Origin of the sequence: Caballeronia sp. LZ008 (assembly GCF_031451435.1) — a bacterium.
GTDB lineage: Bacteria > Pseudomonadota > Gammaproteobacteria > Burkholderiales > Burkholderiaceae > Caballeronia > Caballeronia zhejiangensis.
This window is the reverse complement of the sequence record NZ_JARUXK010000001.1, coordinates 1,405,125-1,421,225: the sequence shown is the minus strand read 5'-3', so window position 1 is coordinate 1,421,225 and position 16,101 is coordinate 1,405,125. Positions and strand designations below refer to the sequence as shown.

General features: G+C 62.3%; 14 protein-coding genes and 1 pseudogene. 5 read left to right on the top strand and 10 right to left on the bottom strand.

Annotated features, from left to right (window positions below):
* Positions 1–165 precede the first annotated feature (165 nt).
* The 3 genes from QCE49_RS06705 to QCE49_RS06695 form a co-directional block, all read right to left on the bottom strand.
* On the bottom strand, positions 166–1,470 hold the full coding sequence (locus QCE49_RS06705) for an RNA polymerase sigma factor (RefSeq protein ID WP_250434714.1): 1,305 nt from the start codon (positions 1,468–1,470) through the stop codon (positions 166–168).
* On the bottom strand, positions 1,467–1,865 hold the full coding sequence (locus QCE49_RS06700; protein ID WP_175982886.1) for a VOC family protein: 399 nt from the start codon (positions 1,863–1,865) through the stop codon (positions 1,467–1,469). The genes QCE49_RS06705 and QCE49_RS06700 overlap by 4 nt, the downstream gene beginning before the upstream one ends.
* A 77-nt stretch (positions 1,866–1,942) precedes the next feature.
* The gene (locus QCE49_RS06695; protein ID WP_008349620.1) at positions 1,943–2,296 is read right to left on the bottom strand and encodes a YciI family protein; all 354 of its coding nucleotides are present in this window, start codon (positions 2,294–2,296) and stop codon (positions 1,943–1,945) included.
* A gap of 276 nt (positions 2,297–2,572) precedes the next feature.
* Here QCE49_RS06695 and QCE49_RS06690 point away from each other — a divergent pair, with 276 nt between their 5' ends.
* Positions 2,573–2,971 (top strand): DUF2917 domain-containing protein, encoded by a 399-nt coding sequence (locus tag QCE49_RS06690; RefSeq protein WP_250439749.1) that lies wholly within the window; start codon positions 2,573–2,575, stop codon positions 2,969–2,971.
* Between the two features lie 12 nt (positions 2,972–2,983).
* On the opposite strand, the gene QCE49_RS06685 is transcribed toward QCE49_RS06690, so the two are convergent.
* Together QCE49_RS06685 and QCE49_RS06680 are read right to left on the bottom strand one after the other, a co-directional pair.
* Positions 2,984–4,642 (bottom strand): tannase/feruloyl esterase family alpha/beta hydrolase, encoded by a 1,659-nt coding sequence (locus QCE49_RS06685; RefSeq protein ID WP_309805822.1) that lies wholly within the window; start codon positions 4,640–4,642, stop codon positions 2,984–2,986.
* Positions 4,643–4,755: 113 nt separating this feature from the next.
* On the bottom strand, positions 4,756–5,616 hold the full coding sequence (locus QCE49_RS06680; RefSeq protein WP_008349626.1) for a LysR family transcriptional regulator: 861 nt from the start codon (positions 5,614–5,616) through the stop codon (positions 4,756–4,758).
* A gap of 153 nt (positions 5,617–5,769) precedes the next feature.
* On the opposite strand from QCE49_RS06680, the gene QCE49_RS06675 reads away from it, so the two are divergent.
* Both QCE49_RS06675 and QCE49_RS06670 read left to right on the top strand, forming a co-directional pair.
* Positions 5,770–7,161 (top strand): DHA2 family efflux MFS transporter permease subunit, encoded by a 1,392-nt coding sequence (locus tag QCE49_RS06675; RefSeq protein ID WP_250459218.1) that lies wholly within the window; start codon positions 5,770–5,772, stop codon positions 7,159–7,161.
* Positions 7,162–7,201: 40 nt separating this feature from the next.
* Positions 7,202–8,197 (top strand): aldo/keto reductase, encoded by a 996-nt coding sequence (locus QCE49_RS06670; RefSeq protein ID WP_008349630.1) that lies wholly within the window; start codon positions 7,202–7,204, stop codon positions 8,195–8,197.
* A gap of 4 nt (positions 8,198–8,201) precedes the next feature.
* Here the strand turns inward: QCE49_RS06670 and rarD are convergent, their stop codons facing one another.
* Positions 8,202–9,077: an EamA family transporter RarD gene (gene rarD / locus QCE49_RS06665; RefSeq protein ID WP_008349632.1), complete on the bottom strand. Its 876-nt coding sequence runs from the start codon at positions 9,075–9,077 to the stop codon at positions 8,202–8,204.
* Positions 9,078–9,323: 246 nt separating this feature from the next.
* Between rarD and QCE49_RS06660 the strand changes: the two genes are divergently transcribed.
* Entirely contained in the window at positions 9,324–10,385 is a 1,062-nt protein-coding gene (locus tag QCE49_RS06660; RefSeq protein ID WP_175982891.1) for an AI-2E family transporter, read from the top strand.
* 120 nt (positions 10,386–10,505) lie between these two features.
* Positions 10,506–11,735 carry a hypothetical protein gene (locus QCE49_RS06655; protein WP_250459220.1) on the top strand — a complete coding sequence of 410 codons (1,230 nt, stop codon included), beginning with the start codon at positions 10,506–10,508 and terminating at the stop codon, positions 11,733–11,735.
* A 59-nt stretch (positions 11,736–11,794) separates the two neighbouring features.
* On the opposite strand, the gene QCE49_RS06650 is transcribed toward QCE49_RS06655, so the two are convergent.
* The 4 genes and pseudogenes from QCE49_RS06650 to QCE49_RS06635 all read right to left on the bottom strand — a co-directional run bounded on the left by QCE49_RS06650 (position 11,795) and on the right by QCE49_RS06635 (position 16,055).
* Positions 11,795–12,235 (bottom strand): lysozyme inhibitor LprI family protein, encoded by a 441-nt coding sequence (locus QCE49_RS06650; protein ID WP_033535930.1) that lies wholly within the window; start codon positions 12,233–12,235, stop codon positions 11,795–11,797.
* Between the two features lie 78 nt (positions 12,236–12,313).
* The gene (locus QCE49_RS06645; protein WP_309805819.1) at positions 12,314–12,961 is read right to left on the bottom strand and encodes a peptidoglycan-binding protein; all 648 of its coding nucleotides are present in this window, start codon (positions 12,959–12,961) and stop codon (positions 12,314–12,316) included.
* Positions 12,962–13,128: 167 nt separating this feature from the next.
* The gene (locus QCE49_RS06640; RefSeq protein WP_008349642.1) at positions 13,129–14,793 is read right to left on the bottom strand and encodes a SpoVR family protein; all 1,665 of its coding nucleotides are present in this window, start codon (positions 14,791–14,793) and stop codon (positions 13,129–13,131) included.
* Positions 14,790–16,055 (bottom strand): annotated as a pseudogene (locus QCE49_RS06635) (YeaH/YhbH family protein). Before QCE49_RS06635 ends, QCE49_RS06640 begins: the two are co-directional and overlap by 4 nt.
* Positions 16,056–16,101 lie beyond the last annotated feature (46 nt).

The following is a 16,101-nucleotide window of genomic DNA, read 5'->3' as shown; positions in this document are numbered from 1 at the left end:
CTGCAGTGGTGCAGTCAGTCGCCAGCTTGCCAGTGGTCGCAAAAACACGACATTTGTATCTTGCTAGAACACGACATTCTCATGTTGCTCCTACATCAAAAATGCCGATAATTTGTCTTATGTTAAATCAATGATGCGATCGGACGAAGCCCATCTCTCACGGTCTCATCCCATCTCGCCAGCCCGCTCCAGCAGAAACGCGCGTTCCCGCCCGTTCTTCGTCAGCGAAGCCGCGCGCTCGAATTCCGCGCGCGCCTCGTTCTTGCGCCCGAGCTTCGCGAGCAGATCCGCCCGCACGCTCGGCAGCCAGTGATAGCTCTTGAGCGCGGGTGCGTCGGCGAGCGTGTCGACGATCGGCAGCGCGGCTTCCGGCCCGTACGCCATGCTCACGGCGACCGCGCGATTCAGTTCGACGACAGGCGTCGGCGCAGTCTGCATCAGCGCGTCGTAGAGCGCGACGATCATCGGCCAGTCGGTGTCGGCGGCGCTCGGCGCGCGCGCATGGCACGCCGCGAGCGCCGCCTGCAACGCATACACGCCGCGCGCACCGCCCAGCGCTTCGGATCGCTCCAGCGCGGCAAGCCCGCGCCGGATCAGAAGCGGATCCCAGCGGCTGCGGTCCTGATCCGGCAACAGCACCGGACGGCCTTCCCGGTCGACGCGCGCCTTGGTCCGCGACGCCTGAATCTCCATCAGCGCGACGAGCCCGTGAACCTCGCTCTCATCCGGCGTCAGCTCCGCGAGGATGCGCCCGAGCCTGAGCGCGTCTTCGCACAACGCCGGTCGCATCCAGTCGTCGCCGGCGGTCGCCGAATAGCCTTCGTTGAAAATCAGATAGATGACTTCGAGCACCGATCCGAGCCGCGCGGCGCGCGCATCGGCTTTCGGTACCTCGAACGGCACGCGGGCCGCCGACAGCGTGCGCTTCGCGCGCACGATACGTTGCGCGATCGTCGGCTCCGGCACGAGAAACGCACGCGCGATTTCATCCGTCGTGAGTCCGCCGATCAGGCGCAGCGTCAGCGCGGCGCGGGCATCGACGGACAGCACCGGATGACACGCCGTGAAGATGAGCCGCAGCAGATCGTCGCCGATGTCGTCCTCGCGCGCGGCATCGAGCGCATCGACGAAATCGGGCGTGATATGCGCTTCCCGCGCGTCGAGATCGCGTCCGTATTCTTCGTGCTTGCGCGCGTGCAGCGCGTGTTGCCGCAGACGGTCGAGCGCCTTGTTCTTCGCTGTCGTCATGAGCCACGCTCCCGGCTTCTCGGGCACGCCCACGCCCGGTTGGCTCCAGTGTTCCAGCGCGGCGACGAACGCGTCCTGCGCCAGTTCCTCGGCAAGCGCGACGTCGCGCACGACGCGCGCCACGCTCGCGATCACCTTCGCGGACTCGATGCGCCACACCGCGTCGATGGCGCGCCGGGCGGCATCGTCCGGCGTGCTGTCCCGTTTCGCGCGCCCGCTCACGCCGCTTCCGGATCCATGTGCACGAGCTCCCAGATATGGCCGTCGAGATCTTCGAATCCGTGGCCGTACATGAAGCCGTGATCCTGCGGCGCGCGCGGCGCACGTCCGCCCGCGGCGATGGCTTTCGCAACCAGATCGTCGACTTCCGCCCTGCTCTCGCACGACAGGCACACGAGCGCTTCGGTGCTCGCGTGGGCATCGACGATCGGTTTTTCGGTGAAAGTCTGGAAGAACGTTTCGACGAGCAGCATCGCGTAAATGTTTTCGCCGATGACGAGGCACGCGGCGTCGTCATTCGTGAACGCCGGATCGAAGCTCAGGCCCAGTGCCTTGAAAAACGTCATCGAACGCTTGAGATCGCGAACGGGAAGGTTCACGAAAATTTGTTTGTGCATGGCGGCGGTCTCCGGGTTGATCGCTGTTTTCAATACCACGACGAACGGCGCGCAGGAAAATCGACACGAAGCGCGTGTCAGGTATAGCAAGGGCCGACTTTTCGGACTTCGACGGTGCACCATTTCGCTGCCGGACATTCGGCCGCGATCGCGACCGCTTCGGCGCGCGTTTCGCAATCGATCAGAAAAAAGCCGCCAATCATCTCCTTCGCTTCGGCGAACGGTCCGTCGATGACGCGCGCATCGCCCTTCGTTGCGCTGACGCGCGCCGCATCCCTGAGCGATGTCAGCGATTCGACCGCGCGCAGCACGCCGCGCGCCTTCAGTCCTTCCGCGAATTCGCCCATCTGGCGATACGCCTCGCGCCCCTCTTCTTCCGTGCGCTGGCCACGCTGTTCGACCGGTTCCACGACGAGTAGCAGATAAGCCACGACGAGCCTCCGAATGTTTTTTGATGCGTTCAAGTCTATCTCGATATTGACAAACACGAACATGCCCATCGATACTGCGACACATGCACGCAGCCATCCTTTTCTCCATCGCCGCGATTAAAAACCGCATGAACGCCATCCGTGGCGGGTCATCGGGACAGCGTGTGCGCTAGCAGAAAAGCAAGCAGACAGATTCCGAAGGCCCCGCCGCAAGACGGGGCCTTCTTGTTTTTGCGTGCAAGGTTCCGTCTTCGGCTCACATCATGGAGAGCAGAGATGGAAAAGGTATCGCAAGTTTTCGCGCGTCATGGCGTCGGCCACGGCGTCGCTTCCGGGCGCCTTGCTGCATCGGGCGCGCGCGTCGTGGTCTTTGTCGAAGTGCATCCGCATCAGATGGTGTCGTGGCGGCTCACGCGCGACGCCGAACTGCGCATCGGCGATGCGGCGGCGCCGTCGATCTGGCTGACGCGTCATCGCGATCCGTACGATTACTGGATGAAGCCCGGCGATGTCGTGCGTCTCGCGCGCGGCGAGCGTGTGTGGCTCACGTCCGAGAGCGATCAGCCGATCGAGGTGTCGCTCACGTCGTATCGCGTCGCGAAGCGCGGACTCGTGTCGCGCTGGCTGGCGAGATACTGGCCGCGCATGTCGGACCGGCACGCCAACGCATTCTGACGATGCCGATGCTCACGGCTCGACGCAACGGAAGCTCGCCGCGACGTTGATGCTGCCCTTGCCCATATAGCGCGGATAGTTCGGATAACGGCACATCGGCCGCGTGCGTCCGTTGGTGGCGGGCGCGATGTCGCTGCCAATGAGCGTCTCCGGCGCGATGCCGTTGCTCACCCAGTCGTCGAGCGCGCCGAGCTCGTCCCACGCGGGGATGAACACGCCGTTGCCGTGCTGGAATCCCGGCACCATGTAGAGCCGCATGAACGCATCGACGCTGTCCTTTCCGTAACGATCGACGAGCCCGCGATAAAACGCGATCGTCTGATTCGGGCTGATGACTTCGTCGGCGAGGCCGTGCATCGCGATGAGCTTGCCGCCATGCGCGATGAACGCGGTGAAATCCGGGTTCATCGCGCCGACGGTGTACGCGAGCGTGACGAGGCGCTGCTTGAAGCGCCCGGGCGTGTCGACGTCGAACGTGAGCGAGCTGAACGCGAGATCGCGCGTGACGAAGTGGCGGATATAGGCATCGCCTTGGGCGAACAGATAGCCGTTCGCGGCGAACGTCGGCGGATTGAGCAGCGTCGGCGAATCGCCGAGGCCGAGCGCGCCGGAGAAGTCCACGCCCTGAAACACGTTGTAGCCCGGATAGGCGCTGACGTCATACGCGAGCGGATACGGCAAGGTGACGCCGTCGCGCAGGGTCTCGAGCGTGTCGATCTGCGCGTCCGACAGACAACTGTCGCGCAAGGAAGGCCGCTGTCCGTTCTCGCAACGCAGCGACGCGATGATCTGCGGCTCCAGTTTCCTGCACGCCTCGACATTGCTGACGATCCCGTCCGCCGCGCCGTCGAGCCGGTCGCAATCGTGCACGACGGTCTCGAAGACGCGCCGCTGCTGCGCAAGGCCGACGAAGCCGCCCGGCTTCGCATACGACGCCTGGCCGACCTTCACGCCCATCAGCCGCACGCCGGAAAAGTTGATGGCGGGCGCGTTGGCGATGACGCCGTCGTAGTCGTTCGGAAACCGCTCGATCACCGTGAAGCCCTCGCGGCCGCCGGTCGAGCCGCCCGCGAAATAGGTCTTTTCGGGCGCCCGCCCGTAGCCCATCTGGATCAGCGCGAGCGCGACGTCGCGGGTTTTCTTCAGATGGCCGAAGCCGAAGTTCACGATGGCTTCGTCGTTGCCGGCGAAGTCCGCGCGCCCCGAATTGCCGACGTGGCCCGAATCGGAGCCGAAGGTCGCGTAGCCGCGCGCGAGCGGCGTCGAATCGGGGGCGAAGGACATCGGCTCGGTGCCGGAAACGATGGTGCCGTTGTAGCCGCCGCCGCCCATCTGCAGGGCGCGGCCGTTCCAGCGGCTCGGCAGATTCACTTCGAAGCGGATATCGGGCGTCGTGTCCTGCAGCGCCCTGATGAAGCCGGTAATGCGGCAGTATTCGCCGTTGCGGTTGCCGAGCGCCGCCGCCTTGACGACCGATGCCGAAACGATCGTCGCGCCGCGCGTCGGCAAGCCGATGATAGACGCGGGCACGGTTTTCCCTTCGAGATCGGCGCAGTGTTTCGTCAGATAGGTCGCCGCGTGGGCGTTCGAGCACGCGGCGAACGCGATCGCCGCGAGAAGCGCACGGATGCCGGGCAAACCGGAAGTGAAGAAAAGGAAGAACCGAAACACGTCTTTTAAGGTGGCTACTTCAAACGCCGCACAATATATAAGAACAGTTTGCAGATAGCCATTCGGGTCTGCCGGTCGTTGCAGGGCCGCGTCCGGTGCGCTGCCCGCGCATGTCATTCGCCGTCCCATTCGCCGCGCAGATCGCTATTTTCCAGAAGCTGTAGCAAGGTTTCGGCCGGACGGCTCAGATGTTTGGCGCCGAACGCGATGAATTCCACTTCGGGCAATTCGGGCAAGTCGGCGCGATTCACCGGCGGCGCGAGTCCGCGCGCCGCCAGGAAATGCGAGCGCACCGTCAGCCCGAGACCGCCGCGCGCCGCGGCGATGCAGCCCGCGTGGCTGCTGCTCGTGCAGACCATCTGCCAGCTTGCGCCGGACATCGCGAGCGAATCGAGCACGACGCCGCGCGTGACGCTCGGCTCCGAGACCAGAATGAGCGGCAGAGGCTCTTTCGTATCGACGACCGTTCCCGGCTTCGCGAGCCATTCGAGCCGGCCGGAAAAAAGCCGCATGCCGCGCGCATCGCCCAGACGCCGCTTGCCGACCGCGAGATCGAGCTCGCCCGCATCGACCATCTGATAGAGCCGTCCCGTCATGCCGATCGTAATCTCCAGCTCGACATCGGGATGCGTGTCGCGAAAGGCCGCGAGCACGCTCGGCAGCGGCCCGAGCGCGATATCGTCCGATGAGCCGAGCCGCACGCGTCCGCGCAGCCGCGGCGAGCTGAACTGCGACTGCGCGTGCGCCATCGCTTCCAGAATCACGCGGGCGTGGACCAGCATCGCTTCGCCGTCGGCGGTGAGCGCGAGCGAATGCGTATCGCGCACGAAAAGCCGCCGCCCGACGCTCTCCTCCAGGCGACGAATATGCTCGGACACGCTCGACTGCCGCAGCCCGAGCTGGCGCCCGGCGTCGGTGAAGCTGTGCGACGCGGCCACCGTCGCGAATGTCGTCAGCCAGACTGGATTGAGCATGCGATATTGTCATCGCATATTCCGATGACAGTCAATGCGGCTAGCGGTCTTCCCGATGACGTGCGGAGTCATTAAGATTTCACATATCGCGCAAACGACCTTGTTTTCAAAAGGCTTTCGTGGGCGCGCGGCCCTCCGCAACTCCGCTTCCACATGACCAAAGGTTCCTCCCACACGGCACTGCTCTGGATCGTCGCCGTGGGCTTTTTCATGCAGGCGCTCGACACGACCATCGTCAACACGGCGCTGCCTTCCATCGCGCGCAGTCTGAACGCCGCGCCGCTCGCGATGCAGTCGATCGTCGTCGCCTACACGCTCACGATGGCGCTGCTCACACCCGCATCGGGCTGGCTCGCCGACCGCTTCGGCACGCGCCGCGTCTATCAGGTGTCCATTTCGCTGTTCGTAATCGGCTCGCTCGCCTGCGCGAACGCGCACTCGGTGAACCAACTGGTGCTCGCGCGCGTGCTGCAGGGCGTCGGCGGCTCGATGCTGCTGCCGATCGGGCGTCTCGCCATATTGCGCGCCGTGTCGGGCGAAGCCTACGTTTCCGCGCTCGCGATGATCTCCGTCGCCGGCCAGGTCGGCCCGATTCTCGGCCCGACGCTTGGCGGCTGGTTCGTCGAGTCGTTCTCGTGGCACTGGATCTTCCTGATCAACGTGCCGATCGGCGCGGTCGGCCTGTACGCGGTGCAGCGCTTCCTGCCGAACGACACGGTGCATGACGCCCCGCCCTTCGACTTCGTCGGCTGCGGCTTGCTCTCGATGTGCATGGTGTCGTTCTCGCTCGCGCTCGATTGCCCGGTCGAGACGCATCGCGGCGCGGTATCGGCGGCGCTGTTCGCGCTCGCGGCCGTGTCGGCGTTCGCTTATGTTCCGTACGCGCGCAAGAAGCGCAATCCGCTCTTTCAGCTCGCGCTCTTTCGCGAGCCGAACTTCAGCGTCGGGCTGATCGGCAATCTGCTATGCCGGATCGGATCGAGCGCCGTGCCGTTTCTGCTGCCGCTTCTGATGCAGCTCGAACTCGGCTACAGCCCGCTGCATTCGGGTCTGATGATGCTGCCGATCGCCGTCGCCGGCACGATCAGCAAGCGCTGGATCGCGCAGCTCGTGAAGCGTTACGGCTACGACATGTTCCTGCTCGTGAACACGGCGCTCGTGGGCGCGTCGATCGTCGCGTTCGCGCTGTTTTCGCCGACGCTGCCGCTCGCCGTCGAAATCGCGATTCTCGCCGTGTTCGGCGCGTGCAACTCGATGCAGTTCGCCGCGATGAACAGCGTCACGTTGAAAGGCCTGTCGAGCAAGGACGCGGGCAGCGGCAACAGCCTCTTCTCGATGGTGCAGATGCTCGCGATCGGTTTGGGCGTGTCGATCGGCGGCTCGCTCGTGCAGCTCTTCCAGGGGTCGTTCTCGACTGCGACCGGCTTCAAGCTGAGTTTCGTGTGCATGGGCGTCGTCACGTTGCTGTCGGGTGTCGTGTTCCGCTATCTCGATGACGCGCCGGGCCGCTCCGCGCCTGCCACAGCGGGCAAGCGCGCGGCATAGCAAGTATTCTGTCCGTCGAACCGATCTTTGGAGCGCAACCGTGCAATACCGCAAATTCGGCAATACCGGTCTCACCGTTTCGCGTCTCACCCTCGGCACGATGACCTTCGGCCTGCAGACCGAGGAAGACGTGTCGCGCAGCATCATGGACCGGGCGGCGGACGCGGGCGTCAATTTCATCGACACGGCGAACGTCTATCCGCTCGGCAGCGGGCACGATCTCGCGGGCCGCACCGAGGAAATCGTCGGCCGCTGGCTGAAAGGCCGTCGCGACCATTACATTCTCGCGACCAAGGCCGTGCATGAAATGGGGCCGCTCGCGTGGCACAAGGGCGCATCGCGCAAGCATCTGCTCGACGCGATCGATGCATCGCTCAAACGGCTCGATACCGATTACGTCGATCTCTATCAGCTTCACAACGACGATCACGACACGCCGCTCGACGAGATGCTCGAAGCGCTCGATACCATCGTGCGGCAAGGCAAGGCGCGCTATATCGGCGTATCGAATTTTCTGGCGTACCGGCTGGCGCGCGCGCTCGGCCGCTCGGATGTGCTGCGCGCCGCGCGTTTCGTCTCCGTGCAGCCGCGCTACAACCTGCTCTTTCGCCAGATCGAGCGCGAATTGCTGCCGCTCGCGACCGAGGAAGGACTCGCCGTCATTCCCTACAACCCGCTCGCCGGCGGACTGCTGACGGGCAAGCACCGCTACGACGCCGCCCCGAGCGACGGACGCTTCACCGGCGCGGTCGGCAAGGCGGGCGCGATGTATACGCAGCGGTACTGGCACGAGCGCGAATTTCACACCATCGAAGCGATCAACGGAATCGTTGCGCCGACCGGACGCTCGCTCGCGAGCACGGCGCTCGCGTGGGTGCTGGCGAATCCGGCGGTGACGTCGGCGATCATCGGCGCGAGCCGGCCCGATCAGCTGAACGAGACGCTCGCGGCCGTCGATCAGCCGATCGATCCCGACATCAAGGCGAAGCTCGATGAAGCGACGGTCGAATACCGCTTCGGCGACGCGTTGCGCTGATCGTTCAGACGCGGGCCGCGCGGGCGCGAACCACGCCTTCGAGCGAGTAGATCGCGAGCGCGGTCCAGATGGCGCCATAGCCGATCACCTGATCGTGCCCGAAGAACTCGTGATAGATCACGACGCCGATCAGCAATTGCAGCGACGGCGTGATGTACTGGATGAGCCCGAGCATCGATAGCGGAATGCGCCGCGCGCCTGCCGCGAACAGCAGCAGCGGCACCGCGGTCACGGGCCCCGCCGCCGCAAGCAGCAGTTTCACGCTGAGCGAGGCATGTTCGAAGCCGCTGCCGCCGTGCGAATTCAGAAAAAAGAGATACAGCAGCGCGACGGGACACAACAGCATCGTTTCGAGCGTGAGTCCTTCGAGCGCGCCGAGCGATGCGGTCTTGCGCAACAGCCCGTAGCCGCCGAAGGTCAGCGCGAGCGCGAGACTGATCCACGGCGGCGCGCCGTTCACCCACGTCAGCCACGCGACGCCTGCCGCGGCGATCGTTACCGCGAGCCACTGCACCGGCCGCAGCCGCTCGTGCAGGAACGCCATCCCGAACAGCACGTTGACGAGCGGGTTGATGAAGTAGCCGAGACTCGCCTCGACGATGCGCCCGTCGTTCACCGCCCAGATATAGATGCCCCAGTTCGCCGACAGCAGCACGGCGCTCGCGGCGAAACGCGCAAGCAGACGCTTGTCGCGCAGGACGGGGCCGAGCCACTTCCATTGACGCCGCACGGTCATGACGATCAGCAAGAATGCCATCGACCACGCCATGCGATGCGCGAGCATCTCGACCGCGCCGATCGAATGCAAGGCCTTGAAGTAAATCGGAAAAAGGCCCCAGATGGCAAAGGCCGCGAATGCGTAGACGACGCCTGGATTCATTGTTCGATGCGTTGAGCGGATAAACGCCGCGTACGAACGATCGGCTCGTTCGCGCGCGCCTGCTCGCCGTGTTCCCGGAAAGCGATCCGCAAGGATTGGAAGCCGGATTTTAGTCGACGCGAGCGGTTCGGCTCCAGCAGTGACCGAACAATCGGCCGGTTCGCGGCGAACCCTTGGACGAATTCTTGCTCGAACCCTAGCGCGAACGCCCCGCTCTTCGCCCTTTTGTTTGTTTCCTGGCCGCTAATGAATAACCACAACGTCAATCAGAATTTCTTCCATATCCTGCTGTGCGTCGTGACGCTCGCGCTCGCCTGGGTGCTGCTGCCGTTTTTTGGCGCCATCTTCTGGGGTGCGATTCTCGCGATCCTGTTTCAGCCGATGCAGCGTTACCTCGCCGCGCGCTTCGGCAAGCGTCGAAACCTCGCCGCGCTGACGACGCTGGCCGCCGCGATTCTCATCGTCATCATTCCGCTCGCGATCGTCGCGGTGACGCTCGTGCAGGAAATCGCCCTCGTCTACGCGCGGATCAAGAGCGGCGAGCTGAATTTCGGGCTTTACTTCCAGCATGTGCTGCACGCGTTGCCGGCGTCGGTGCAGCAACTGCTCGGCCGTTATGGACTCGACGACATTCCCGGCGTGCAGCGCAAGCTGATGGAAGGCGCGTCGCAGATCAGCCAGTTCGCCGCGACGCAGGCGCTGTCGATCGGGCAGAACACGTTCCAGTTCGTGGTGAGCTTCGGCGTGATGCTTTATCTGGTGTTTTTTCTACTGCGCGATGGCGGCGAAATCGGACGGCGCATCCGGCGCGCGATTCCGCTCGATCCCGAGCCGAAGCAGCATCTGATCGCGAAGTTCACGACCGTGGTGCGCGCGACGGTCAAGGGGAACATCGCGGTTGCGGCCGTGCAGGGTCTTCTCGGCGGGCTGATTTTCTGGATTCTCGGCATCGGCGGTTCGCTTTTGTGGGGCGTGCTGATGGCGTTTTTGTCGCTGCTGCCCGCGGTCGGCGCGGCAATCGTGTGGGCGCCCGCCGCGCTCTACTTTTTCATGACGGGGCAAATCGTCAAGGGGCTGATTCTGGTCGCGTTCTGCGTCGTGGTGATCGGGCTCGTCGATAACGTGCTGCGACCGATTCTCGTCGGCAAGGATACGAAAATGCCGGACTGGGTCGTGCTCATTTCGACGCTCGGCGGGATGGCGCTTTTCGGCATCAACGGGTTCGTGATCGGGCCGCTCGTCGCGGCGCTGTTCATGGCGAGCTGGGATTTGTTTTCGCAGGATGGGGTGAGTGGCCGGGGCGAGTGACGCGCGTTGGTCTGCCTGGTGTCGTGGCCTGCTCGTCTGTAACGAATCATCAAGAAGATGTGTCTTGGCGTGCAGGCTGTCTGTATGTGGTGGTTTCGAACCACCATCCGGCAGTACCGCATGACAACCGATCCCAGACTCGCAAAACTCCGAGCAACGGCAACTGGCTTTTTACTTTGCGCGGTGCTCGCCGGTTGCAACGGCAGGCACGACGACATGCCCGCCGCGGCCGACGACGTTCCGGTGCTTTCGGTTCCCCTCAAGCGTGACGGCCACTGGCTCCTCGAGGCGCGCAGCGCGGACGGCAAATCAGTGCGGGTCCTTCTGGATACAGGTGCGACCCTGAACCTACTCGATAGGCGCGGTCGGCTGGCCGCCGTCCCGATGACGCCGGCCGCCGAAGCGGTTTTCCTCAGGAACGGCCTGCTATCGGAGCCCGTTGGCGACCGCGCCGTCACGAGCGGAACGGCGAGCGACACGATGCGCATGGAGCTTGGCACGAGTCCGGCGATCCGTCTCGACGGTTGGTCGATGGCGGCGGGCGGACCGGTGCTCATCGGTGACATGGCGCGCCTTTCTTCCGTCGATGAGAGGCCTTTCGACGGCATCATCGGGATGGAGTCGATGCGCAATCTGACATGGCGAGCCGATTATGTTGCCGGGCGGCTCTCCGCGTATGCCGGCGAAGCACCTGCGCATGCATGGCAGCAGTGCGCGTTCATGACGCTGGATGCCGCGCAGCGAACGCCGCTCATCGAACTGCGTCTCAGGGACGAATCTTTGCCGTTCCTGCTCGATACGGGCGACAACGGGGATGTCGCGCTGCCACAGGAAACGTTCGATGCGATCGCGGAAGCGCAATGGTTCGAGCGCATCAATACGACCTTTTCCTACGATGCGACCGATCGATTCACGCCGAATCAGCAGGGTTTGATCGCCGGATTCGCCATCGGTCAGAAGGCGCTACCGAAACTCACGGTGCTGGCAGGCTCACCAACGCCTCGTATCGGCCAGGGCTTGCTGGAAAAGATGGACCGCTTCGAAATGGATTTCCGTCACTACCGGTTCTGCTTCGATCTTCCCGATACGCCCAAAGACAGCACGCCCTCTATTATCGGCGCTGGCCTGCAGCGCGCTGGCGATCGCTACAGGGTCGCCGCACTCGCACCGGACGGCAGATTGGCCGCAAGCGGCATCGAGATTGGCGATCGGGTCGTCATGGTTGAGCGGACGTCGGTTGCGACGCTTAAGTTCGTCCGTCTGCTCGAACTGTTGAACGCGGCCGCGACCGGCGAGGTGACTATCGAACGAGGGAAACGCACGCTGGTTATCAAGTTGAAGGCGATCTGAATTGCGGCGCGTAGTGGTGGTCTCGCAGCATTGGCGCGCTGCCATGCCACTCACCCCGGTTACTTCGAAGGTAGTTCCGACGCTGCGCTGCGCAGTTGTTCTGCGCGTCTGCTGTTGAGTTCTGCGATGCACGCGAGTCGCCTGATCTCGTGAGAATTCCCTGCGGCCCCACCATTGAGTGACGCTGAGAATTTGCATTGAGCCTCACGATACTGAGTGAACGACTTATTCGACGTTGAGAGACTCGCTCGGGCCGCGCGGCTGAATCTGTCGTCTTCATCCCACTGCGCGAGCGCGCTGATAGCATTCTGTTCGGCCTGTTTCAAATCGCGTTCGCTCTGATTTGCTTTTTCCTCCAGGCACGCGCGCACGTGCACCTGCGAAAAGTGGAGTGAACTGCATTGTGCGCGTAGTTCCTTTTCGCTCAACACTGAATTTGCATGACCGAAAAATGGAAAGCAGGCTATTAGACTCACGCCGACGCGCCTTAACGTACTCATGGCCTTCTCATTCTTCATCGCGCAATAATGGTCCAGACGTAGTCGAATTTTTTTGCGTACTCGCTGTCCCCACCGCCGTTATAGCGATTCGCAATCATGGCTGAGTTTATCGGTCGCCAGCCAGTGATGACTTGTCCGATCGATGCCTTTCGGCACTTTAAGATTTGACCCGAGCGCAGGATATTCGCTGCCGGATTCAGGCTTTTGAGCACATCGACCGTACTCCCCCTGCGCCTTTGCGACCTTTTCGAGGCTATCGCCAGCCTTGACGGTTACATCGAACGTTCTGGAATCGCCGTCCAGCACACTTCGGTACTCGAATCTTGCCGAACGCATGAGCAGATAACCCACTCCCGCCCGAATGTTATGAAGGCGGTCTGCTCTGACCGACGCGACCGTGAGGCGGGACTTCCATGCTGGCGGCAGAATCAAGTCTCCAGCTTCCTTGGCAGAGAGCAGCGCTGACAGCCCCGGATCTCCTGCTACACCTATTTGCATCGGCTTCTTTTTCCATTCGGAACTGTTGGCGCCGGATTCGACCCATGTCATTGCCTTGATGATCCGCCAATCGAGCGGTCGATATCCCGCGTTTCCGATCAGGTGATGATTGAATTCGCTGACCGCCAGTTGAACTTCATTGTCCCAACTGTTCCATCTATCGTCCCCAACCGCTGCACTTATTCCGTCGCGCCATTTATCAGAACTGGGTGCTGAATTGTCCGCCATGGTTCGATCCTCCTGCGGACAATTCTCAGTCATGTAGCGCAGATTGTTTAGACGAATCCTCTTAATTCGTGGCTGACTGCGATCCATGCGAAGCGACGTCTGAGCAAAAAAAACGCGCCGTCCTTTCAAGACGGCGCGCGTTGTTCAGATAACTGTCGGAGGTGATGTCAGCGCGTACTCGGCGCCGTATACCGGCATTCGAACCGCTTCCTCACCGTTCCGTTTTCATCGACGCTTTCCAGATAAACGTCGAATTGCCACAAGCGCGCCATGTGCTTGAGCACTTCGTCGCTATCGTTCGCGAGATGGCGGTTATCCGTCATGAAATGCCGCAGCGTCAGGCTGCGATCCCCACGCGTGTTCACCGAATAAACCTGAATGTTCGGCTCCCGATGATGAATATCGTATTGCCGCGACAGCGCCTGACGCACGTAACGATATCCGCTATCGTCATGAATGGCCGACACTTCCAGCGCATCGCGCATATCGTCATCGAGAATCGAGAACAGACGCATTTCCCGGATCAGATGCGGCGACAAATACTGCGCGATAAAGCTCTCGTCCTTGAAATTGCGCATCGCATAATGCAGCGATTCCAGCCAGTCGCTTCCCGCGAGTTCCGGGAACCATTCGCGATCCTCGTCCGTCGGGTTTTCGCAGATGCGGCGAATGTCGCTCATCATCGAAAAGCCGAGCGCGTACGGATTGATGCCGCTGTAATACGGCTTCGTCACCGGCGGCTGATACACCACATTCGAATGCGAATGCAGAAACTCCATCATGAAGCTGTCTTCGAGACGGCCTTCGTTATAAAGCGTGTTCAGCAATGTGTAATGCCAGAACGTGGCCCAGCCTTCGTTCATGACTTGCGTCTGCCGCTGCGGATAAAAATATTGCCCGATCTTGCGCACGATGCGGATCACTTCCCGCTCCCACGGCTCAAGCAACGGCGCATTCTTCTCCGCGAAATACAGCAAATTCTCCTGCGGCTCCGGCGGATACCGGCTTTCGGTTTCCTCGGGCGACGGCTCCTTGCCCTTGGGCAGCGTGCGCCACAGTTCGTTGACCTGCGATTGCAGATACGCTTCGCGCTCGCGGCGCATCGCCGCTTCCTTCGCCAGCGACAGTTTCTGCGGCCGCTTGTAGCGATCGACGCCGTAATTCATCAGCGCGTGGCACGAATCGAGCAGTTCCTCGACGCGATCCAGCCCGTAACGCTCCTCGCACTCCGCGATGTAATTCTTCGCATAGACGAGGTAATCGATGATCGCGTGCGCGTCCGTCCACAGGCGGAAAAGATAATTGCCCTTGAAAAAGGAGTTATGCCCGTACGCGGCGTGCGCAATCACGAGTGCCTGCATCGTCATGGTGTTCTCTTCCATGAGATACGCGATGCAGGGATTCGAGTTGATAACGATCTCATACGCGAGGCCCATCTGCCCGCGCCGATAGCCTTTCTCGGTCGCAAGAAAGTGCTTGCCGAACGACCAGTGGCGATAATTCACCGGCATGCCGACGGACGCATACGCATCCATCATCTGCTCGGAGCTGATGATTTCCAGTTGGATCGGATAGGTGTCGAGACCATAACGGTTCGCGACGCGCGATATCTCGGCGTCGTACTCCTCGATCAGTTCGACGCTCCAGTCCGACGGGCACGGCAGCGGTCGCCGCTTCTCCGATACATTCATTCTGCCTTCCTCGTGCGCGCCGTCTGCTTTCGCGGACGCCTTGCGTTGCCTGGCCTCTGATTCGAGCTGGGAATCCACACGATCGTCCGTGCCTTCCAGCTGATACCCACGCGTCTCGTTGTGCAAATGCCGCGTCGTCATGCGGCCGCCTGCTGCTTTTCGAACAGTTCGCGGAACACCGGATAGATGTCCGCCGCCGAATCGACCTTCTTCATGGCGAGTTCAGGCGCGCCCATCGCAAGCTGAGCATACTCCAACCAGAGATTCTGCTCCTCCGGCGCAACTTGAATATAGGCAAAATACCGGACCTTCGGCAGGATGTCTTCCGCGAGCAGCTTGCGGCACTTGGGCGAGTCGTCCGTCCAGTTGTCGCCGTCCGATGCCTGCGCGCCGTAAATGTTCCATTCAGTCGGCGAATAACGCTCGTCCATGATCTTCTTCATGAGTTCGAGCGCGCTCGACACAACCGTGCCGCCGCTTTCCGTCGAATGGAAGAACGTGTCTTCGTCCACTTCTTCCGCGCGCGTATGGTGCCGGATGAACACGACTTCGATCTTCTCGTAGTTCCGCTGCAGGAACAGATACAAAAGGATGAAGAAGCGCTTGGACAAATCCTTGCGTTGCTCGTCCATCGAACCGGAGACGTCCATCAGGCAGAACATCACGGCCTTGCTCGACGGCGTCGGCTGCTTCACGCGATTGATATAGCGCAGGTCGAACGGATCGATGAACGGAATGCGCGTGATCCGGCCCTGCATGATGACAATATCCGCTTCGAGCCGGGCGATGTCTTCCGGATCGCCGTTCTCTTCCTTCAGCTGTTCGAGCTGGCGCTCCATCTCACGCAGTTGCGATGCAAGCGGCCAGCCGAGCGCGATGCGCCGTCCGAGCGCGGAGCGCAGCGATCTCACCACGTCGATATTGTTCGGCGTGCCTTCCGCCGCCCAGCCCGCGCGCACATTCTTCCACGTCGGCACGGCGAGCAGTTGCGTCTTGACGAGGCGCGGCAGTTCGAGATCGTCGAAGAAGTACTGCATGAACTCTTCGCGCGAGAGCTCGAAAACGAAGTCGTCCTGCCCTTCGCCTTCGTTGCTCGCGCTCTTGCCGCCGCCGCCCGCGCCGCCCGGCGGGCGCGGAATCTTGTCACCGCGAATGTAATCCGCATAGCGCGGATGAACGTACTCGCGCTACCCGCCCGGACCGTTACGGAAAGAGGGCTCGGAGATGTCCTTCTTGGGAATGGTGATGCTCTGAGTGCTTTGAATGTCTTTGATGCTGCGATCGCGCACCGCGTCGGAAACGGCGCGGCGAATGTAACTCTTGACGCGTCGCAGGAAGCGCTCGCGATTGGCGATGCTCTTGTTCTTGCCGGCTAACCTGCGGTCGATGATTTGGTGCAGCACATCCAGTCTCCCGCGTTATTGGCGAGGTTGTGAGGCGCTGCGCGGA